Annotated in this window: 21 protein-coding genes and 1 tRNA gene; 15 read left to right on the plus strand and 7 right to left on the minus strand. The window is 62.4% G+C overall.

Features of this window, described 5'->3' with window-relative positions; all coding sequences use genetic code 11:
- Window positions 1–4: 4 nt before the first annotated feature.
- Window positions 5–673: an RlmE family RNA methyltransferase gene (locus tag H6851_12675; GenBank protein ID MCB9944459.1), complete on the minus strand. Its 669-nt coding sequence runs from the start codon at window positions 671–673 to the stop codon at window positions 5–7.
- Window positions 670–1,746 carry a Ppx/GppA family phosphatase gene (locus H6851_12680; GenBank protein MCB9944460.1) on the minus strand — a complete coding sequence of 359 codons (1,077 nt, stop codon included), beginning with the start codon at window positions 1,744–1,746 and terminating at the stop codon, window positions 670–672. The genes H6851_12675 and H6851_12680 overlap by 4 nt, the downstream gene beginning before the upstream one ends.
- 235 nt (window positions 1,747–1,981) lie before the next feature.
- Between H6851_12680 and H6851_12685 the strand changes: the two genes are divergently transcribed.
- Together H6851_12685 and H6851_12690 are read left to right on the plus strand one after the other, a co-directional pair.
- Window positions 1,982–2,221: a CDGSH iron-sulfur domain-containing protein gene (locus H6851_12685; GenBank protein MCB9944461.1), complete on the plus strand. Its 240-nt coding sequence runs from the start codon at window positions 1,982–1,984 to the stop codon at window positions 2,219–2,221.
- Entirely contained in the window at window positions 2,221–2,724 is a 504-nt protein-coding gene (locus H6851_12690) for a hypothetical protein (protein ID MCB9944462.1), read from the plus strand. The genes H6851_12685 and H6851_12690 overlap by 1 nt, the downstream gene beginning before the upstream one ends.
- A gap of 34 nt (window positions 2,725–2,758) precedes the next feature.
- Here H6851_12690 and ccoS read toward each other — a convergent pair whose 3' ends face one another.
- The gene (ccoS, locus tag H6851_12695) at window positions 2,759–2,932 is read right to left on the minus strand and encodes a cbb3-type cytochrome oxidase assembly protein CcoS (GenBank protein ID MCB9944463.1); all 174 of its coding nucleotides are present in this window, start codon (window positions 2,930–2,932) and stop codon (window positions 2,759–2,761) included.
- A 33-nt stretch (window positions 2,933–2,965) separates the two neighbouring features.
- On the opposite strand from ccoS, the gene H6851_12700 reads away from it, so the two are divergent.
- Both H6851_12700 and H6851_12705 read left to right on the plus strand, forming a co-directional pair.
- Window positions 2,966–3,835 carry an alpha/beta hydrolase gene (locus tag H6851_12700; GenBank protein ID MCB9944464.1) on the plus strand — a complete coding sequence of 290 codons (870 nt, stop codon included), beginning with the start codon at window positions 2,966–2,968 and terminating at the stop codon, window positions 3,833–3,835.
- Window positions 3,836–3,916: 81 nt separating this feature from the next.
- A complete protein-coding gene (locus tag H6851_12705) occupies window positions 3,917–6,184 on the plus strand; it encodes a polysaccharide biosynthesis tyrosine autokinase (GenBank protein MCB9944465.1) in 2,268 nt (755 codons plus the stop codon).
- A gap of 94 nt (window positions 6,185–6,278) precedes the next feature.
- Here the strand turns inward: H6851_12705 and H6851_12710 are convergent, their stop codons facing one another.
- Window positions 6,279–7,247 (minus strand): substrate-binding domain-containing protein, encoded by a 969-nt coding sequence (locus H6851_12710; GenBank protein MCB9944466.1) that lies wholly within the window; start codon window positions 7,245–7,247, stop codon window positions 6,279–6,281.
- 589 nt (window positions 7,248–7,836) lie between these two features.
- Here H6851_12710 and H6851_12715 point away from each other — a divergent pair.
- The 10 genes from H6851_12715 to choV all read left to right on the plus strand — a co-directional run bounded on the left by H6851_12715 (window position 7,837) and on the right by choV (window position 17,958).
- Window positions 7,837–8,718, plus strand: coding sequence for a 5-bromo-4-chloroindolyl phosphate hydrolysis family protein (locus H6851_12715; protein MCB9944467.1), 882 nt, complete (start codon window positions 7,837–7,839; stop codon window positions 8,716–8,718).
- A 92-nt stretch (window positions 8,719–8,810) separates the two neighbouring features.
- Window positions 8,811–9,998 (plus strand): toxic anion resistance protein, encoded by a 1,188-nt coding sequence (locus tag H6851_12720; protein ID MCB9944468.1) that lies wholly within the window; start codon window positions 8,811–8,813, stop codon window positions 9,996–9,998.
- A gap of 108 nt (window positions 9,999–10,106) precedes the next feature.
- Window positions 10,107–11,234: an SPFH domain-containing protein gene (locus H6851_12725; GenBank protein MCB9944469.1), complete on the plus strand. Its 1,128-nt coding sequence runs from the start codon at window positions 10,107–10,109 to the stop codon at window positions 11,232–11,234.
- 69 nt (window positions 11,235–11,303) lie between these two features.
- Window positions 11,304–12,407 carry a primosomal protein N' (replication factor Y) - superfamily II helicase gene (locus H6851_12730; protein ID MCB9944470.1) on the plus strand — a complete coding sequence of 368 codons (1,104 nt, stop codon included), beginning with the start codon at window positions 11,304–11,306 and terminating at the stop codon, window positions 12,405–12,407.
- 37 nt (window positions 12,408–12,444) lie between these two features.
- A complete protein-coding gene (locus H6851_12735) occupies window positions 12,445–13,563 on the plus strand; it encodes a Gfo/Idh/MocA family oxidoreductase (protein MCB9944471.1) in 1,119 nt (372 codons plus the stop codon).
- Window positions 13,564–13,642: 79 nt separating this feature from the next.
- Entirely contained in the window at window positions 13,643–14,083 is a 441-nt protein-coding gene (aroQ, locus tag H6851_12740; GenBank protein MCB9944472.1) for a type II 3-dehydroquinate dehydratase, read from the plus strand.
- Between the two features lie 69 nt (window positions 14,084–14,152).
- On the plus strand, window positions 14,153–14,995 hold the full coding sequence (locus tag H6851_12745; protein MCB9944473.1) for a shikimate dehydrogenase: 843 nt from the start codon (window positions 14,153–14,155) through the stop codon (window positions 14,993–14,995).
- Window positions 14,996–15,139: 144 nt separating this feature from the next.
- A complete protein-coding gene (locus H6851_12750) occupies window positions 15,140–16,036 on the plus strand; it encodes a choline ABC transporter substrate-binding protein (GenBank protein MCB9944474.1) in 897 nt (298 codons plus the stop codon).
- 3 nt (window positions 16,037–16,039) lie between these two features.
- A complete protein-coding gene (gene choW / locus H6851_12755) occupies window positions 16,040–16,873 on the plus strand; it encodes a choline ABC transporter permease subunit (GenBank protein MCB9944475.1) in 834 nt (277 codons plus the stop codon).
- Entirely contained in the window at window positions 16,870–17,958 is a 1,089-nt protein-coding gene (choV, locus tag H6851_12760; protein MCB9944476.1) for a choline ABC transporter ATP-binding protein, read from the plus strand. The genes choW and choV overlap by 4 nt, the downstream gene beginning before the upstream one ends.
- Before the next feature lie 62 nt (window positions 17,959–18,020).
- On the opposite strand, the gene H6851_12765 is transcribed toward choV, so the two are convergent.
- A tRNA-His gene (locus H6851_12765) sits at window positions 18,021–18,097 on the minus strand.
- A 218-nt stretch (window positions 18,098–18,315) separates the two neighbouring features.
- Here H6851_12765 and H6851_12770 point away from each other — a divergent pair.
- The gene (locus tag H6851_12770) at window positions 18,316–19,263 is read left to right on the plus strand and encodes a GlxA family transcriptional regulator (protein MCB9944477.1); all 948 of its coding nucleotides are present in this window, start codon (window positions 18,316–18,318) and stop codon (window positions 19,261–19,263) included.
- 5 nt (window positions 19,264–19,268) lie between these two features.
- On the opposite strand, the gene H6851_12775 is transcribed toward H6851_12770, so the two are convergent.
- On the minus strand, window positions 19,269–20,234 hold the full coding sequence (locus tag H6851_12775; GenBank protein ID MCB9944478.1) for a hydroxyacid dehydrogenase: 966 nt from the start codon (window positions 20,232–20,234) through the stop codon (window positions 19,269–19,271).
- Between the two features lie 19 nt (window positions 20,235–20,253).
- Window positions 20,254–21,045 (minus strand): 2,4-dihydroxyhept-2-ene-1,7-dioic acid aldolase, encoded by a 792-nt coding sequence (locus H6851_12780; GenBank protein MCB9944479.1) that lies wholly within the window; start codon window positions 21,043–21,045, stop codon window positions 20,254–20,256.
- Window positions 21,046–21,172: the final 127 nt, after the last annotated feature.

A 21,172-nucleotide genomic window follows, 5' to 3' on the forward strand; every position in this document is an offset into this window, starting at 1 on the left:
CCCTTCAGCCTTCATGGTCGGATGTCCCATCGTGACGGCAGCCTGCGGCGATTATGAAGATTTCGGAGCTTTCCGACCGTGTGGCCTTGGGGCGCAGGGGCTTGAGGCTGCGAAAATCGGGGCGTGCCGTTTCCATCACCGCGTGTTCGGCTCCCTTGACCAGCTTGAGGAAAGCCTTGCCATCGGTGCGCAATACCTCGGCGGCAAAGGAAAGCACGGTCTCGCCCACCTGTTCCGCACGAAGCCGGTCGACAATACGGCGCCCGGTGGCATCGGGGGCGATGTCGCTCAGCACGAGATCGGCCGGCCCCCCGAGTTCCCTGCGCAACCGGTCCTGCATGGCATGGTCGAGGAAATCGCCCTTGAGTACCGTGACGCCATCGATGGGTTCCATCTCCAGCAGGTCGATGGCAATCACGTGCGCGCCCTTGCGGGCCGCGTACTGGCTCCAGCTTCCCGGTGCCGCCCCGAGGTCGAGAATGCGCATGCCGCCCGTGATCAGCTTGAAGCGTTCGTCGATCTCCTGCAGCTTGAACACAGAACGGGCGCGATAGCCCTGCTTGCGCGCTTCCTGGACGAACGGGTCGTTGAGCTGGCGTTGCAGCCAGCGGGTCGAACTGTCCTTGCGGCTCTTGCTGCGTCGCAGCCGTTGCTTGTTCTCGGTGCGGATCAATCGAAATCTCCGGTCACGCCGGCAAGGGCCTGATGCAGCGAACGGCCCATGAGGGCGTTGAGAATGCCCTCGCGGACGCCGCGATCGGCCACTCTCAGGCTGCCGACTGGCCAGCAGGCATGGATGGCGTCAAGAATGGCGCAACCGGCCACGACCAGATCGGCCCGGCCGGCGCCGATGCACGGATGCGCCGCGCGATGCGCGTCATCAAGCTCGCGCAGGCCCATGGTGACCTCGAATATGGCCGAAAACGGGAGGCGCATGCCGTCGACCTTGCTGCGGTCGTAACGTTCGAGGCCGAGATGCAGCGCCGCCAGGGTGGTGACCGTACCCGAGGTGCCGAGCATCTGCACGCGTGAACCGTTGAGCCGGGGTGGCGAACTCCTGCCGCTGCCCGCCACCGCCAGCATTTCCCGGACATGACCAACCATGCGGTCATAGACCCGGGCCTCCCCGTGATTGTCGCCGAAGCTCTCCGAAAGGGTGACAACCCCAATCGGCAGGGAAATCGAGCGGCCGATGCTGTCATTGCGCACGGGGTGCTGGCGATCGAGCCACATCACCTCGGTACTTCCACCGCCGATGTCGATCATGAGCAACTGGTCGGCATCGTCGTCGATCAGCGGGAGACAGCCGAGCAGGGCCAGGCGGGCCTCCTCCTCGTGGTCGAGAATTTCCAGTGATACGCCTGTGACACGTTGTACGCGTTCGATGAATTCGGGGCCATTGGCAGCCCGGCGGCAGGCTTCGGTCGCCACGCAGCGGGCCATGATGACATCGTTGCGTTGCATGATCCGCCGGCAGATCTTGAGCGCGGCGATCGTGCGGGCCATGGCCGTTTCCGCCAGACAACCACTGGCCGCCAGCCCTTCGCCCAGTCGGGTGATGCGCGAGAAGCTGTCGACCACCGCGAAGCCATCGGAACGCGGTTCGGCCACCAGAAGCCGGCAATTGTTTGTTCCCAGGTCGAGTGCCGCAAAGCGCGGTTCACCCGTAGGGCATGGTCGGTTTTTCACCGGTTCTATCCAGGCTGACAACGGGCGGAAGAGCCCGATTGCCCTGCTGACAGGCATACTAGACGCCGATGTCCGGTGCGCAAGAGCCGTAAGGGTTTCGAACGGGTACTGTCGGGCATCTCGCCGATGCGGCCGGCGCGCCACTCGTTCGCACGGAAGCCGTAAATGCCGCGCTCGGCCCTTGCTGGCATGCTGGTGGACTGCTACCAGCATGAAGCGGTGGCACGCGCCGGGACAATATCCAGGTATGTCGTGGCCGCTGACTTCTCAAGCAATGGGATCGGATGCGGCGATGAGTGAACCGACGATTGCGCAAAAGGCGCCCTACAAGGTAGCAGTGGAATCGGGCAGGACCTATTTCTGGTGTGCCTGCGGTCGCAGCACCAGCCAGCCCTTTTGCGACGGCTCCCACAAGGGAAGCGGTTTCGCTCCGCTCAAATACACCGCGGAAAAGGATGGCGACGTCTATTTCTGCGGCTGCAAGCATTCGGGCAACAAGCCGTTGTGCGACGGTGCCCACAAGAAGCTGTGATGCCCGGCAACGCGCGCAGGCTCGTCGCGATCGGGCTCGTTCTCGTTCCGCCGCTGGCGATCGCCGGATGCAACAGCGGCCAGTCTGGCCAGCAGGCGTCCTTCTCGTGCCCGTCAGCCCATATTGTCAATGGTCTCGACCGCCAGACGTTCGACGATGGTTCGCATCTGACCATTGGCAACATCAACGGGCGCTGCTCGCTCGAAGACGACGGGATGCTGCTGCGTTTCGCCGTCGACCTGACCATCGACGGTGCCGCCGGAGCGGCTGCCGGTGACAGGCCGGCCTCCTACTTTGTCGTGCTGGTGGACGAGGATGGCGAACCGATCGACAAGACGGTGATCGATACCACGTTGCCGCTGGTTCCGGGGGAACGCCGAACGATACGCGAAAGCATCGAGCAGCAGGTCAGCGATGTCGGCGTATCAAGCGCACCCGGCTGGCAGGTCTTCATAGGCCTGCAACTGGACAGCAGCGAGGCCCTCAAGCAGCGGCAGCTGTAGACATGCGGCTGCGTTGCAGGCGTTGGCCCCGGGGTCACGAGGTCCGGGCGGTATCTTCCGGCGGCGGGTCGTCATCGTCGAAGAGGATGCGTTCCGCGGCGCCGTCGAGATCGTCGAGCTGGCCGGATCTGAGGGACCAGAGGAAGGCTGCCAGGCCCAGTCCTCCCATGGCGAGCGCGATGGGGATGAGATACAGGAGCGCGTTCATTGTCGCCGGGATCCGATTGCGAACGAAGAAGCCATGACCCTCTATCGAGAGTTCACCGACCAGGAGTCACTGGATAAGGCATACAATCCAAGCCTCGGCGAGCCAAGGGGGCTCGCATCGGTATCCGGCTGGGCTGCTCGCAGCGCTGTCGTGCGGGGGCGCGAGGGCTTTCGCCGGATTCCCTTCGGTCCGACCGTCGAGGAGGCCATCAACTGGCATCGTCCCGATGCGGTTCCAAGCGCGGGTGCTCCGGTGCACCTGTTCATTCACGGGGGGTATTGGCGGGCTTTTTCGGCAAATGACCACGATTTCGTCGCGCCGGCTTTCACCGCAGCCGGGTATCTTGTCGGAATCGTGGATTATGCTCTCTGTCCAAACGTGACGATTGACGAAATAAGCCGACAGATTCGCGCAGCCATTGCCTGGACGGCACGCAACGTTTCCGGTCTTGGCGGCAATCCCGCCCGCATCACGATATCGGGCCACTCGGCAGGCGGGCATCTCGTGGGCATGGCCGCCGTGACCGACTGGGAGGGGCGGTACGCGCTGCCAGCCGATACGGTCAAGGCCGGCATGCCGATCAGCGGCCTGTTCGACCTGCACCCTTTTCCCTACACCTACCTGCAGCCGAAGCTGCAACTCGACTGGGCACAGGTGCGTCGCAACAGCCCGATCCTGCATGTTCGTCCGTCGCCGACGCGGCTGATGGCTATGGTCGGAGGTGTGGAATCCGGAGAATTCCACCGCCAGAGCCGCAGTTTCACGGAAGCGTGGAATGCCGCCGGCAATGACGGCAGGTGCCGGATCCTCGACGGCCATGATCATTTCACGATCCTCGAGGACTTTGCCGATGGTGGGAAATCACTGCATCAGGATGTTCTCGCCTTCTTGAATTCCGCCTGATGTAAACGGCTTCTTAACCTTAACGACCGATCATCCGCCGCAATCGTGACAAGCGCGATCTCCAAGGTGGAAGAATATCGGATGAGCCAATCCCCGCATTATCCCGGTCAGGTCGAGGTCAAGGCCGTCACCCGCAGTTCCCCGGGAGACGGGCTGGACGCCTCGGAGCTGATCGCGGTGATCAAGCGGCGACGCTGGGCGATCGTCTCGACGATTGTCCTTCTTACCACATTGTCGACCTTGATCGGGTTGCAACTCACACCGCGCTACACGGCAACCGCCCTCGTCATGATCGATCCGCGCGAGAGCAAGGTGGTCGATGTCGAAGCGGTGATGCAGGGAATGGGGGCGGATGCCGCCAGTGTCGAGACGCAGATCAAGGTGCTCGGATCGCGCTCCCACATGGAAGCGGTGATGCGCAGCCTGCATCTGTTCGAGGATCCGGAGTTCAATCCCCGCCTGACGGATACCGGACGGACGGTCAAGCTCGCCGATGCCGGTCCGCTGCGCCCCTGGCTCTCGATATTGCCGGATGGCCTGCTGTTGTCCCTGGGACTTGCCCGCGAGCAACTCGCCGACGATGCCTACCGCGACCAGCAGCTTCAGGTGGAAACGGCCATAGACACCTTTTCCGATCAGCTGGCCGTGCGTCAGGATGGCCGGTCCCATGTGATCGCCATCGAGTTCACCTCCGTCAATCCGGCGAAGGCGTCACGGATTGCCAACGAGGTGGCCGATCTCTACGTCCGGCGCGAGTTCGACGCGAGGCTCGCCGCCACCAGCAAGGCAACCGGCTGGCTTGCCACCCGCTTGCGGAGCCTGCGCGACGAACTGGAGAAATCGGAGGCGGCGGTCGAAAGCTACCGCGCCAGCGAAGGGCTTGTCGACACGGGGGCGGGGCGACTTCGCGAACAGGAACTCAGCGAGCTTTCCCGCACGTTGATGACGGCTCGCGCCGACTTGTCCGACAAGCGGGCGCGGCTCGAACTCATCCGGGAACTGCGCGCGCGGGGGGAAGGGCTCGACACGGTGGCTGAAGTTCTTCAGTCGGGTACGATCATGAACCTGCGCCAGCAGGAAAGCGATCTGCTTCGCGAGGAAGCTGAACTGCGCACCTATTTCGGCGAGAAGCATCCGCGCATCCAGAACCTCGTGGCCGAGAAGGCCAACCTTCAGGCCAAGATCGCCACCGAGGTCGAGCGGATCATCAAGAACCTCGGCAACGAGGTGAATGTCATTGCCAGTCGGGTCGCCGACACCGAGCGCCAGCTCGCCGACCTGTCCGGTGTCAACGATGACGAGAGGGCGAGGCAGGTCCATCTGCGCGAACTGGAACGCGAGGCCGATTCGAGCCGCCAGCTCTACGAGAGTTTTCTGCAGCGCTACAAGGAGACCCGTGAGCAGCAGGGCATCATCGAAAACGACGTGCGGGTCATTTCGCGCGCCGCCCCTCCGGAGCAGCCGAGTTCGCCCGGCCCGAAGATCTTCGCTGCCGCAGGCTTCGGGTCGTCGGTGATGATCGGGCTGATGCTGGCGCTGCTGTTCGAACGGCTCGACAACGGATTGCGCAGCACGAGGCAGGTTGAGGAGGAACTGGGGCTGGCAGCGCTCGGGCTGGTGCCCGGCATCAAGGGGCTCCGCCGCGGCGAATATCCCCACCAGTATCTGATCAAGAAGCCGCTCTCGGCCTATGCCGAGGCCATGCGGGCGATCTACACGTCGATGCAGCTATCCGATGTCGACAGTCCCCCCAAGGTGGTCATGGTCACATCGGCACTGCCGCAGGAGGGAAAGACCACGCTGTCGCTGAGCCTTGCCACCTTTGCCGCCCGTTCGGCGCAAAGGGTGATTCTGGTCGACCTGGATCTGCGCCATCCCAGCGTGCATCGCGACCTGCCGCTCGAGCCGGAAGCCGGTTTCGTCGAGGTGATGGCCGGTGAAAGGAAGCTGAGCGAAGTCATTCTCCACGATGAGGAAAGTGGCATCGATATCCTGCCGGTCCGCCGCCAGACGGCCAACCCCACCGATATCCTCTCCAGCCGCAGAATGCGCCGGCTCATCAGTGTCCTGCGCAGCCACTACGACTATGTCGTGATCGATTCGGCACCGCTGCTGGGTGTTACCGACAGCAAGATCGTCGCGCTTCTGGTCGACAAGGTGATCTTTGCGACACAATGGGAAAAGACCCGGATCGAGGCAGCCCGCAACGGACTTGCCCATCTGCGCGAGATCAACGCCAGCGTTGCCGGTTCGGTGCTCACCCAGGTCAATGTCAGGAAGCATGCCTATTACGGCTATGGCGATGTCGGGCAATATTATGGCAAGTACCAGCGATATTACGTGAACTGAAGCCGGCATTGTCGCCGCGTGGAGTGTGGAATGGAGAAGGCCGGCATGGAGATGCCGGCCCAATGCGTTTCCCGCGACTGCGTGTGGGTATCGGTTACTTCACGTAGTCGAGCAGTGGATCCGTATTGTCCTCCAGAACCTGCCTGGTCAGCACCAGCGTCGGCACGTAGATGGTCGTTTCGACACTGCCGCCCTGAAGCAGCTTCGTGACATTTTCGACGGCTTCCTTGCCGATGAGGTAGGGAAGCTGGGCGACGGAGGCATTCAGCCGGCCTTCCTTGATGCTCTCCACCGCATCGACATTGCCGTCGACACCGATGATGACGATGTCGTCGCCCTTGCCGGCGGCGTAGGCGGCCTCGACGGCACCCAGCGCCATGCCGTCATTGGCGGCGAAGATGGCCTTGAGGTCGGGGAAACGGGTCAGGACGTCGGTGGTGATGTTGGCCGCCTTGCCGCGGTCCCAGTCGCCCGGCAGCGATGCGACCACCTCAAGGCCCGGTGCTGCCGTCTTGAGCTTGTCGGTGAAGCCGCGGGCACGCTTTTGTCCGGTGATGTTGCCGGACAATCCCTCGATCACCAGCACCGCCCCGGTGGCATCGCCGCCCAGTTCCGAGATCAGGTAGTCCGCACCCAGCGCACCGGCCGCCTCGTTGTCCGATCCGATCGTGAATGCGACGTCGACACCGGCCTCGGCGGCAATCTCACGGTCGAGATTGGCATCGAGGTCCACGACAGGAATATTGCGCTCGGTCGCCTGCTTGAGGCAGGGGAGAAGATTGGTCGAGTTGATGGCAGCAGTGATCATCGCCGTCGGGTTGTGCTCAAGCATGGTGTTGCAGACGTTGAGCTGCGGCTCGGCCGCCTGGTCGCTTTCGACGGCCTGAAGGTAGTATTCCACACCCTCGGCTTGCGAGGCATCCTTCACGCCCTGTTCCATGGCACCCCAGAATGGATTGGAAAGGGTCTTCATCAGGACGCCATAGACACGGTCGGCCGCCTGGGCCTGACATGTGGCGGCAAGCAGGGCGACGGCGGCGACGCCGCAAAGGACGGATTTCATCAGTCAACCTCCCGTAGATTTCGCAAGCGCCACCGAGGGCGCTGATCATGACGCGCGGGCCGATCCTAGCAGCGTATCGCGAGCTTGCCGATAGCCACGCCACACTGCGTGCGGCGTATTTTGCCGCTATGGCAAGGGTCCCGGTATCGGGAATGTGCACAAGTCCTGGAATATCATGGGGTTCGAGTCCGTATTAATACGCATGTTCCTGCTGTGAAATGAACGGGACATTCCCTATTGCACACACCCGGTGATGATTCGACACTTTCGGTGTCGTATTCCACGGGCGTGAGGTGCATAATGGTGGGTCGGCCGCACCATCCATATTGCGTCGCGGGAACATTGCCACCATGTCTAACGGGCATGTTTCCACGGTCATGCCCCTGATACTTGGAGTTACCAACCGGCGACCTTCCTCCTCCCTTGAACGTTTCGTGGTCGGCAGGGGAAGGTCGGGCAAGAGCGAGAGGACAGTTGAACAAGGCATCGAATACGCTCGGCATTGCGTTGATGACACTGATCATCGTCATTCTTTCGCTCGGATCGGTATTTTGATGATCCGGCATCCGCAGACGGGCCGGAGGTCGTCATGAGCCAGTTTTCGAGACGGGTCGGGTCGGGCGTCGATCCGGCGCAGCAATCGCCGCAACCGGGTTCGCTGCCGGTCGTGGCCAAGCCGATGGCATTGCGGATCCTGCCGCTGTTCATCGCCTTGCCGGCGATTTCGGGGCTGATGACCGGAAGCTTCTTCCGCACGCTCGGTGCCGTCGCGAGCTTCGGCCTGCTGATCGTCGCCGGAACCTTCGTGCAGAAGGGGCTCGAAGCCGAAGCCTCCTACAATGCCCGCCGGATTGCGCGTCCTCCCGGTCCACGCAAGCTGTTCGGCGCCGCGCTGGTCGCCGCCTCGGTCTTCTGTCTGGCCTGGCTGTCGCATGGCTCCGGCCTCTTCATGTCGATACTCTATGCCGTTCTGGGCGGGGGCGGCTGCGTCATGGCCTATGGCCTCGATCCGATGGGACGCAAGGATATCGACGAGGATCTGGCCGCGCGCGCGGGCCTGCGTTCGGAGGATGTGATCGAGGCGGTGAGCGAGGCCGAGAACAAGATCCGCGAGATCGAGTTGAACGCCCGCGAACTGCACAATCGCGAACTCAGCGAGCGTCTCGGCAGGATCGCGGCCCGGGCCCGGGCCGTGCTCGCCCAGGTGGAGAGGACGCCCGGCGATCTGCGCCGGGCGCGCCGGTTCTTCGTCACCTACCTCGATGGCACCCGTGATGTAGTGCGCAAATATCGCGAACAGCAGAATGACCTCGCCAATACGCCTTTGGCCGAGAGCTTCCGTCACGTTCTGGAGACGGTCGAGAAGGTGTTCGGCGAACAGGAAGAAGTTCTCAAGCGCAATGACAGTCTCGATCTGGAAGTACAGATCGACGTGCTGCGCACCCAGCTTGAGAAGGAAGGTGTCCATTGACGGCGCATCGCCGGATGACAGTCCGTTGGCGAACGTTGGCCATTGCCAGGATTTCAATGCGAACAATCGACCCGAGGGAGGGAAAGTGAGCCATGAGTGAACAACCCGAAATGCAGCGCACCGCACCTCCGCCGTTGCCGGTGGCGACGGCCGAACTCGCCGACAGCATCCAGGTGCTGTCCCGTGAGCTGGCCCATGACCTGCAGATCGACCTCGATGGCGACGCCAGCAAGGCCGTGGCCCAGGCCGTGCAGGAAATCGACATGGGCGATACCAGTTCGATCATCTTCTTCGGTTCCAAGGCTCAGCAGCAGCTGACGACCATTTCGGATTCGATGCTCGAAGAGGTTCGCACCAAGGATGTGGGGCCGGCCGGACAGGCACTCAACACCATGGTCAGCAAGCTGCGCGAGCTGAAATTCGAGGATATCGATCCTACCGACAAGCCCAACTGGTTCGAGCGCATGCTGGGCATGGGCAACAACAAGTTGCAGGACTATCTCGACCAGTACGAGACGGTGCGCGAGCAGATCGACGGGATCACCAACGATCTGGAGCGGCACAAGACCACTCTGCTCACCGATATCACCAAGCTCGACAAGCTCTACGATGCCAATCTCGACTATTTCCGCACATTGGAGATCTATGTCGCTGCGGGACGGGCGAAGCTGAAGGAACTGGACGAGACGATCATTCCCAAGCTCGCCGAAGCTGTCGGGAACCAGGACGATGTCATCCAGTCGCAAAAGCTGCGGGACCTGCGTTCGGCCCGCGATGATCTCGAACGCCGCGTGCATGACCTGCTGCTGACGCGGCAGGTCACCATGCAGAGCCTGCCATCGATAAGGCTGGTGCAGGAGAATGACAAGTCGCTGATCACCAAGATCAATTCGACCCTTGCCAATACCGTGCCGCTGTGGCGCCAGCAGCTTGCCCAGGCGATCACCGTCTACCGTTCCGGGCAGGCCGCCGATGCGGTGAAGGCTGCGACGGATCTCACCAACGATCTGTTAAAGAGTAATGCCGATAATCTGCGGCAGGTGAACCAGCAGGTTCGCGAACAGGTCGAAAGGGGGGTCTTCGACATCGATACGGTTCGGGCGGCCAACGAGCAGCTGATCGCCACGATCGAGGACAGCCTGCGCATCGCTGACGAGGGCAAGGTCAAGCGGCGCGAGGCCGAACACCAGCTTGCCGAGGCCGAGCATCAGCTGAAAGAGGCCCTGCAGGCGGCATCGGCACGCGCCGAAACAGTCGGCAAGGAACTGCCGAAGGCATGAGGCCCTGCCGGCGGCGGGCCTGACATGAAGCCCGAAACGGCGTTCGGCTGCCGCTGTTGCCGGTAGCCGTCGCCGGTCGGGCTTTCACTCAATCATGGAGCATTTGCCATGGCGCTCATGGACAAGATTTTCGGCGAATTCGTCGACGTCATCGAATGGACCGATTCCAGTCCGGACACGCTCGTCTGGCGCTTCGAACGCTATGGCAACGAAATCAAGCATGGCGCCAAGCTGACCGTGCGTGAAGGTCAGATGGCGGTATTCGTCAACGAGGGCGAGGTGGCCGATGTGTTCGGTCCCGGCATGTATGAGTTGCTGACGGCCAACCTGCCCATTCTCTCGACCCTGCAGAACTGGCGTCACGGCTTCGAGAGCCCGTTCAAGGCCGAGGTCTATTTCTTCAACATGCGCCGGTATCCCGACCTCAAGTGGGGAACGAAGAATCCGGTGATCGTGCGCGACCCGGAATTCGGCATGGTTCGGCTTCGCGCGTTCGGTACCTACGAGATCCGTATCACGGACCCGGCGGTGCTGCTGCGCGAGATTGTCGGCACGGACGAGCATTTCACCACCAGCGAGATCAGCAACCAGCTGCGCAATGTCATTGTCACGCGCTTCACGGCCGTGCTCGGCAGTTCCGGCATTCCGCTGCTCGATCTAGCCGCCAACAACGATCACCTGTCGAATTTCGTCACGGGGCGGATTGCGCCGGAATTTGCCAATTACGGTCTCGAACTGACCAAGCTGCTCGTCGAGAGCATCTCGCTGCCGAAGGAAGTCGAGGAAGCGATGGACCGACGGACCTCGATAGGCATGGTCGGCGACCTGTCACGCTATTCCCAGTTCCAGGCAGCCGAGGCGATGCGCACGGCGGCAGCCAATCCGGGAGACGGGGGAGCTGCCGCGGGGCTCGGCATGGGCATGGGAATGGCCATGGCACAGCAGATGGCCAATGCCATGCAGCAGCAGGGAAATTCGGGTATGCCGGCAGCCGGTGCGGCGGCACCGCCGCCACTGCCGTCGGCCACGCGCTATCACGTGGCAAAGGGCGGGCAGGCGACGGGGCCGTTCGATGTCGCGACCCTGCAAGCGATGAGTGCCCGTGGCGAGCTGACCCGCGACACGCTGGTGTGGACCGAAGGCATGGCTGGCTGGGAGGCTGCCTCGAAGCGGGGCGATCTTGCCAGTCTTTTCGGCTCTACCCCGCCGCCCATTCCCGGTGGAGGCACTCCCTGATCGATGGGTATCGGTCCCTGGGGACGTCGGGAAGTCGAGCCTGCGGTCGAGCCCGGCAGTGACCATGCCTTGCGTGAAGCGCAACTGACCTGCGAGAGCTGTGGCGCGGTGCTGTCCTATGCCCCCGGTCGGGGAGAGCTGGAGTGTCAGTATTGCGGCCACGTGAACCGCATCCAGACGGTCGATGTGGCGATTGTTGAACAGGATCTGGAGGCGGCACTTCGCCGAAGTGGACATTCCGCGCCCTTGGAAGATGTCCAGCTTGTCACCTGTTCGAGCTGCAATGCGAGTTTCACCTTCGATGCCAACCGGCACGCCGGCGAGTGCCCGTTCTGCGGCCAGTCGATCGTCACCGACACCGGTGTTCAACGCCAGATCAAGCCGCAGGCGGTACTGCCGTTCGAGGTTCCCGAAGCACGTGCGCGCGAGCGGGTCCGTTCGTGGTTGCAGGGGCTTTGGTTCGCGCCGAACAGGCTTCGCCGCATGGGACAGGTGAGCGGTGCGCTGCACGGTGTCTATCTGCCATACTGGACGTATGACAGCGATACGCAGACCGATTATGTCGGCCGTCGTGGCGAGATCTACCTGGAACCCGTGCAGGTCCGCACGCGCGTCAATGGTCGCGATGTGGTCCAGACGAAGATGGTGCAGAAGGTGCGCTGGTATCCCGCGCGGGGACGTGTCAGGCGGCATTTCGACGATGTGCTGGTGCTGGCTTCGAAATCGCTGCCCACATGGATGACCGACCGGCTGGAACCGTGGGATCTCGGCGGTCTCAAGCCCTATTCCGCACATTATGTCACCGGCTTTCAGGCTGAGTCCTACCGCATCGAGCTCGGCGACGGGTTCAGCGTCGCGCGCGAGAAGATGAAGAACCGGATCGCGTCCGATGTCCGCATGGATATCGGTGGCGATCTGCAACAGATCAGCCAGATGGACATTCGCCACAGCGAGACGACCTTCAAGCACATCCTGTTGCCGTTGTGGTTGGGTGCATTCCGCTATGGGGGAAAGTCCTACCATGTGTCGGTCAACGGCCAGAACGGCGAGGTGCAGGGTGAACGTCCTTACAGCATGTGGAAGATCCTGTTGCTGGTCCTGCTGATCGCCGCTATCGGTGCGGCGGTCGGTTATTTCTATCTGGAGCCGATGCCGTCAACCGGGGTTTATTGACATAGGACGTCCCGGGGCTTTCAGGGAGCTTCGCCACATGGCTGCAAAACCGAAACTGCGCATCGGCCTGATCGGCTCGGGCTTCATGGGCAAGGCCCATCTATTCGGGTTCGCGGCTGCCGGCAAGGTATTCGACCTGCCATTCGATTTCGAACTGCACACACTGGCGGACATCAGCGACGAGGCCGCCCGGGTAGCGGCCGCCCGTATGGGCTTCGGCCGTTCGACCGCCGACTGGCGATGCATGGTGGAAGATCCCGAAATCGATATGGTCGACATCACCGCTCCCAATGCCCTTCACAAGGAGATGGCGCTGGCGGCCATTGCCGCCGGCAAGCATGTCTATTGCGAGAAACCGCTGGCACCGCGCGCCGCGGACGCGCGCGAAATGGCCGAGGCGGCGGAGGCGGCTGGTGTGCGTACGCAGGTGGGGTTCAACTATCTTTGCAATCCCATGCTCGCGCTCGCCCGCGAGATGATTGCCGCGGGTGAACTCGGAGAGATCCGCAGCTATCGCGGCATCCATGCCGAGGATTACATGGCCGACGCACGATCCCCCTATACATTCCGTCACGATCCATCAGGCGGGGGAGCGCTCGCGGATATCGGCAGCCATGCGCTTGCGACCGCCGAGTTTCTCCTCGGGCCGATCAGCCGGGTGATGGGCGACGTCACGACCGTGATCGGCGAGCGGCCCGACGTACAGGGCGGCATGCGGGCCGTCGAGGTCGACGACATGGCCCGTGCCTTTTTGCGTTTCGCCAATGGCGCCAGCGGCACGATCGAAGCCAACTGGATGGCCACCGGTCGCAAGATGCAGCACGATTTCGAGGTCTACGGCAGCAGGGGTGGATTGTTCTTCACCCAGGAACGCTTCAACGAACTGCATGTCTATTCGGCGGGCGGGAGAACGGGACGGTGCGGTTTCACCCGCATCGAGGCCGGACCGGAGCATCAGCCCTACGGCCAGTTCTGCGTTGCACCTGGCCATCAACTGGGCTTCAACGACCTCAAGGCCATCGAGGTTGCCGGCTTTGCGCGCGCCATTGGCGGCGAACAACCGGAACCCTTCAACTTCCGTGCCGGTCTTCGCATTCAGGAACTGGTGGAAGCCATTCATCTGTCCAGCCGCGAACAGGCCTGGCTGGACACCTGAGAGCGGATTGGCGAGGCGGGATGGCCTTTGAGCCGTGCCGACCCGTCCGGGGAGAGAACATCATGAAAGACCACGAATCGTGAGTAAGCTCGTCTACATCCTCAATGGCCCGAACCTCAATCTTCTCGGCAAGCGCCAGCCGGAGATCTATGGCCGCGAGACGCTGGCAGATGTCGAGGCCGTCTGTGCCGGACTTGCGGGCGAATTGGGCCTTTCCATCCGCTTCGAGCAATCGAATGCCGAGCATCGCCTCATCGACCTGGTCCATGAGGCGCGCGAGGATGCCGCGGCGATCATCATTAACCCCGGCGCCTACACCCATACATCCGTGGCCATTCTCGATGCGCTGAATGCCTTCGACGGGCTCGTGTTCGAGGTTCATATCTCCAACGTCCACAAGCGCGAGGCATTCCGCCACCATTCCTACGTTTCCCTGCGCGCCGACGGGGTGATCGCCGGATTCGGCACGCAGGGCTACGGCCTTGCGCTGCGGCGGATCGCCCAGGTGATTGGCGTATAGTTCCGTCCGGGGGAACCTGTCGGGCTGATTGTTTTGCCGGATTGATGACTTCGGCGTTGTGGAGGAATAATGACGGTCGAGATCAACGGCCACACACAGGTAATCGCCCATCTGGGAGTTCCGACCAGCAGCTTTCGTGCGCCGATGATCTACAATCCCTATTTCGAGAATGTCGGCATCAACGCGGTTGTCGTGCCGATGGGTTGCGAGCCCGAGGATTTCCCGATCTTCATGCGTCATGTGGCCCGCCTGAGGAACTTCGCGGGGGCCTTGATCACCATGCCGCACAAGGTCGAGGTGGTGAAGCTTCTCGACGAGGCGAGCACCGCCGTGCGCATCTGCGGGGCCTGCAACGCCGTGCGCCGGGACGATGAGGGTCGGCTCGTGGGCGAAATGTTCGATGGCGAAGGCTTCGTGCGCGGCCTCGGGCGCAAGGGACCCACTGCCGAGGGAGCTTCCGCGCTGGTGATCGGCGCCGGCGGCGCCGGTTCGGCCATAGCCGCGTCGTTGGCCGGTGCCGGGGTCTCGCGCATCGGCCTGTGCGACCTGCGTGCGCCGGCGGTCGATGCGCTGGCTGCACGGATTGCCGCTCACTATCCCGATGTCGAGATCGTTTGCGGAACGAGGGATCCTTCGGGATGGGACATCGTCACCAATGCCACGCCGCTCGGCATGAATGCCGGCGATCCCTTGCCGCTGGATGTGGATCGTATCGATCCGTCGACCTTTGTCGGCGAGGTCGTGTTGACGGTAGAGGAAACACCCTTTCTCGCGGCTTGTCGTGCACGCGGCTGTACCACCCAGGTGGGGACCGACATGCTGTTCGAACAGATCCCGGCCTATCTGGAATTTTTCGGTTTTCCGACGACGACACCGCAAGATCTCCGCCGGCTTGCCCGTCTTGTCGCCTGAGGAGGAAGACCAGTAGCCGGAGGGCCGACTTGCAAGCATGTCCTTCAGGCTGCACAGTGGGGCTGATAACACTCAGTCGGGAGAGGCATCTTGAAGATTGTCCTGTCATTGAGCCTGGGCCTGAGCCTTCTGGTTACCCCTGCCATGATCACACCGGTGTCGGCCGCCGATCCGGAGAGTTGCCATCAGGTGCGCTTTTCCGATGTGGGCTGGACGGACATTACCGCCACCACCGCGCTTGCGGCCGCCGTCCTTGAGGGGCTGGGCTATCAGCCGAGTGCGGAGATACTGGCCGTCCCGGTCACCTACAAGAGCCTGAGCAACAAGGATATCGACGTCTTCCTCGGCAACTGGATGCCGACGATGGAAGCGGATATCCGCCCTTATCTGGACGATGGTTCGGTTGAGGATCTGGGCGTCAATCTCGAAGGTGCGAAATATACACTGGCGGTGCCGACTTATCTGGCCGAGCAGGGATTGCGCGATTTTTCCGATATCGGGAAATTTGCCGACGGGCTGGATGACAGGATCTACGGCATCGAGCCGGGCAATGACGGCAACCGCCTGATCCAGCAGATGATCGACGAGGACGCCTTCGGACTGGGACAGTTCGAGGTTGTCGAGAGTTCCGAGCAGGGGATGCTCGCACAGGTGGCAAGAGCGGCCCGCAATCAGGATCCCATCGTGTTCCTGGGGTGGGAGCCGCACCCGATGAACGCCAATTTCGATCTCACCTATCTGTCAGGCGGCGATGACTGGTTCGGGCCCGATTACGGTGGCGCGACGGTGCATACCAATGTCCGGGCAGGCTACCTCGATGAATGCCCGAATGTCGGCAAGTTGCTGACGAATATGAAATTTTCCCTGAAGATGGAAAATGAGGTCATGTCCGGCATTCTCGATGACGGGAAGGAACCGGCCGATGCGGCCACCGCATGGCTCAAGGAGCATCCCGAAGTTCTCGATGCGTGGCTCGATGACGTCACCACTGTCGACGGCAATGAGGGGCTGACGGCCGTGACCTCGCATCTCGGGCTCTGATCGTTGGATTTTATCCAGAAGTACAAGATCCCGCTCGGCAAATGGATGGAGAGTGGGGTCGACTTCCTCAACGATCATGCTGCCTGGCTGTTCAACTTCATTTCCGATGTCGTTGGTGGTCTCATCGAGGGGCTGATCGACATCCTGCAATGGTTGCCATGGCCGGTGCTGGTCGTCTTGATGGCAGGCGGCAGCTATATCCTGCAGCGATCGGTAAAACTCTCCGTTGGTATTCTTCTCGGACTGCTGTTGATCGTCAATCTGGGCTATTGGGACGAGACCATCGAAACGCTCGCTTTGGTGGTATTCGCCACCGCGCTGTGCATGCTGGTGGGAGTGCCCGTCGGGATCGCCGCGGCCCACAGGCCATGGCTTTATGCCGGTCTGCGACCGGTACTCGACCTGATGCAGACGATACCGACCTTTGTCTATCTCATTCCGACGCTGATCCTCTTCGGGCTTGGAGTTGTGCCGGGGCTGATCTCGACCGTGATCTTCGCGCTGCCGGCACCCATACGGCTCACTCATCTGGGGATATCGAACGTGCCGAAGCCGCTGATCGAGGCGGGCGAGGCCTTTGGAGCGACTTCTTCGCAATTGTTGTGGAAGGTCGAACTGCCGCATGCCATGCCGACCATCATGGCCGGGCTGACGCAGTGCATCATGCTTTCACTGTCGATGGTCGTCATTTCGGCGCTGGTCGGGGCGGGCGGGCTCGGGAAACCCGTGGTCCGCGCTCTCAATACGGTGAATATCGCCAACGGGTTCGAAGCGGGCCTGGCGATCGTCATTCTTGCCATCGTACTCGACCGCGTCTGTCGGAAGCCTGAACGATGAGTTCTGTAGCTGCTGTTGAATTTCGCGATGTCGACATTGTCTTCGGCGACAGACCCGAACGGGCATTGCCCTTCATCGACGAAGGCAAACGCCGCGAGGAGATTCTCGACAAGACGGGACAGGTGCTGGGTGCCGCGCAATGCTGCCTTGCCGTCGAGCGCGGTGAAATATTTGTCCTAATGGGATTGTCAGGGTCGGGCAAATCGACCCTGTTGCGGGCCGTCAACCGATTGAACAAGGTGACGCGGGGAGAAGTCCTGATCGAGGACGAGGGACGGCCTGCCGATGTCGTCCGCTGCGGCCGGGCAACCCTGCGGCGCCTGCGCACCCGGCGCATTGCCATGGTGTTCCAGCAGTTCGCACTGCTGCCCTGGCGCACGGTCGCCGAGAATGTCGGCTTTGGCCTGGAGCTGCGCGGTATCGATCCGGCCGGGCGCGAGCGCATCGTTCGCGAGAAGCTGGAGCTGGTGCATCTGGGCGAGTGGGCGGACAAGCATGCACACGAGTTGTCCGGCGGGATGCAGCAGCGTGTCGGGCTGGCGCGGGCGCTGGCCACGGACGCCGACATCCTGTTGATGGACGAGCCGTTCTCGGCGCTTGATCCGCTCATCCGCGACCGGTTGCAGGACGAGTTGCTGGATTTGCAGCGACAGCTGGGCAAGACCATCATCTTCGTCAGCCACGACCTCGATGAGGCCATCAAGCTCGGCAATCGTATTGCCATCATGGAAGGGGGGCGCATCGTCCAGTCGGGTACGCCCGAAACGATCATCACCCGGCCGGCAAACGATTACGTGCGCAGTTTTGTCAACAATGTGAACCCGTTGCGTGTCCTGACGGCGGGATCCCTGATGTGTCCGGCGGATGGTCCGCCGTCATCGACGGATGCCGTGAACATCGACACGCTGATGAGCGAACCGGGATCGCCTCCGTCGGCCGTGTTCTGCCGAACGCGGACGGCCATGCAAGACCTGGTCAGATGCAGTGCAGCCGGTCACGGGCCATTCCATGTCGAGGATGATAACGGGCAGGTCATCGGCATGATCGAGCCATCGGTCCTGCTGCGGGCGCTCGTCGAGCGATAGTTGCGCCATGCGACCGTTATCATGGTCCGGCTCGTTCGAACATATCCGGTCGATGGGAAAAGTGGGGCGAGCGACGCGACTTGAACGCGCGACCTCCAGGGCCACAACCTGGCGCTCTAACCAACTGAGCTACGCCCGCCACGAGACGGGCGCTTTGTGACGTAAAGGCACGACGACGTCAAGCATTGCCAACGGCTTTTGCGTACCCTCATTCTGTAGGTCTGCACTGAAATCCGTGCTAGGTCTGAATCAATCACGATGTGAGGATCGAGTCAGCAGCGGGCCTCGGGGACCATGGACGCATCAAGTTCGAACATGGTGTTGGCAGACAGGGGAGCTTCGCATGAAAGCGAAGTCATGGCCTTTCTGCTTGTTCCCGATTTCTCGATGATCGCCTTCTCGTCTGCGATCGAGCCCTTGCGCATCGCCAACCGCGTATCGGGCAGATCGCTCTATCGCTGGCTGCTGATATCGCGCGATGGCGAGCCCGTGCGTGCGAGCAATGGTGCCGCCGTCCAGGTCGACCTTGCCATGGAGCAACTCGAGTTCAAGGTCGGACAAGGCATGCCGACGGTGATCGTGTGCAGCGGCGTGGGGGCGGAACGTTATTGCGACAAGGACGTCATGGCATGGCTGCGACGGGTCGATCGCCACGGCGCGATGATCGGAGCCCTGTGCACGGGCGCTCACATCCTGGCGCGCGCCGGGCTGATATCGGATCACCGCTGCACCATCCATTGGGAGAATCTGCCGGGCTTTGTCGAGGCGTTCCCCGACCTCGATGTCGCCGCCGATCTCTTCGAGGTCGACCGAAACCGTTTCACCTGTTCGGGCGGCACCGCACCACTCGATCTGATGCTCAACCGGATCGGCACGTCGCATGGCGAGGAACTGGCGACCAAGGTCTCCGAGCAGTGCCTGCTCGACCGCATCCGTGGACCGCAGGATCGTCAGCGCATGCCGATCCGCATGCGGCTGGGGGTGCATCACCCCAAGCTCATCATGGCCATCGAACTGATGGAGGCCAATATCGAGGAGCCGCTGAGCCAGGAACTGCTGGCCAAATATGTGGGCCTGTCGCGCCGCCAGCTCGAACGGTTGTTCCGCCGGCATCTGGGAAGGACACCGGCACAATACTATCTCGAACTGCGGCTGGAACGCGCCCGGCACCTGCTCTACCAGACCGACCTGCCGATCATGAGCATCGCCTGCGCCTGTGGCTTCGTCTCCGCCTCGCATTTCTCGACCTGCTACCGGCAGATGTTCGGCAAGACGCCGCGCGCCGAACGCAACGAGGCCGTCTGACCGCCTCAGCCGATCCGTTCGTAATTGACGATGACGCCGGGGTCGCGCCTGCCATCGAGAATGTCGAGGATGTTCTGCGCGGCTTCGGTTCCCATGCGCAGCATGGATTGCTGCGTGACGCCCGCACTGTGCGGCGACAGCAGGACGTTGTCGATGTCGAGGAGGGGGTGGTCTGCTGGCGGGGGTTCCTCCAGCAGCACGTCGAGGGCGGCTGAGCGGATCGTCCCGGCCCGCAGGGCGCGCGCCAGGGCGTGCTCGTCGACGAGGCCGCCACGGGCGGTATTGATCAGCATCGCGCCGGGCTTCATCGAAACAAGGGCCGCCTCGTCGATCATGTTGCGGGTACCGGCATCGAGCGGCAGGTGCAGGCTGACGATGTCGGCCTGCCGCAACCCGGATTCGAGGTCCTCCGCGGGGACGCAGCCGGCGGCGCGGATGATGGCATCGTTCACGTACGGATCGCGGACGAGAACCGTCATGCCCAGTGCGAGTGCCCGTGGTGCCACCGCCTTGCCGATGCGGCCGAATCCCACCAGCAGGAGTGTGGATCCGCTGAGTTCGATGGCGCGGGTCTGGAGGCGGATGGACCAGTTGTTGGCGCGAATGGCCGCATCGTGGGGGCGGCCCGCCTTGGCTAGCTCCAGCATCATGAAGAGGGCGTGTTCGGCCACCGAGATGTTGTTGGCGGTGGCCGACACGGCAAGAGGGATGCCACGCTCGTTCAGAGCCTCGACATCGACATTGTCATAGCCGACGCCATGGCGCGATACGACTTCGAGGTCGGGTGCGCTGGCGATCAGCTCCCGGCCGAACATCGAGGTGCGCAACAGGATCGCGGAAATGCCCGGAACCTTGTCGGCAAAGCTCTCCGACGGTCCATCGGGCGCCTGTGCGATCTCGATGTCGGCGCGGGCGCGCAGGAGGTCAAGTGCTTCCTCACACACCTTGCCGACGACCAGGACTTTCTTCACGTGCGTGGCATCCCCCGTTTCAGTAGGTCGAGCTCTGGGGACCGCCGGCGGGTGCGGAACGGAATTCCTCGAGGAATTCCTGCGCCTTGAGCGTCATGATACGCGTGTCGTTCATCAACGTGACGAAGTTGAAACCATCGTCGACCATGCGGCGGCCGAAAGCCGGGAAGCCGCAATGAATGCCGGCGAACTTGCCGTGTTTCTTGGCGGCGGCGAGGATGTCGGCAATCGCCTTGAGCACGCCCTTGTCGGTGGGATCGAAACCCGGCGCCACGCCCAGCGAGTTGGCAAGGTCGGCGGGGCCGATATAGAGCCCGTCCAGCCCCTTGACGGCCATGATCTCGTCGACATTGTCGAGCGCCTTCTTGGTCTCGATCATGGCGATCACGAGTACCTCGTCATTGGCGTGCTTGGCATAGTCGGCACCGCCATAGATCGTTGCCCGGATCGGGCCGAAGCTGCGCTGGCCCAACGGCGGGTAGGAGCAGTGCTCGACCAGTTCTCGGGCTTCCTCGACGGTATTGACCATGGGGCAGATGACCCCGTAGGCGCCGGCATCGAGCATCTTCATGAGAATGCCCGGCTCGCGCCACGGAACGCGCACCAGCGGCACGGTCTCGGTGGTCGAGATGGCCTGCAGCATGGTCACTGCGACCTGATAGTCGATGAGGCCGTGCTGGCAGTCGACGGTAACCGAATCCCATCCCTGATGGGCCATGATCTCGGCAGTGAAACTGCTTGGTGTGGAGCACCAGGCGTTGACCGTCCCCTTGCCTTCGGCCCACAACTGGCGAAGTCTGTTCTTGCGCATGTTCTCTCCCCGTATCCAGCAAGATCAAAGTGGCATGACGCAGCGACGGTACGATCATGCCACCGGCGAGGCAAGCCGCATGCGGCTTGCCATCCCGCCTGATGGAAGACCGGGGGATGCGATGTGT

It is taken from the genome of Geminicoccaceae bacterium, from assembly GCA_020638465.1.
Classification (GTDB): Bacteria; Pseudomonadota; Alphaproteobacteria; order Geminicoccales; family Geminicoccaceae; genus JAGREO01.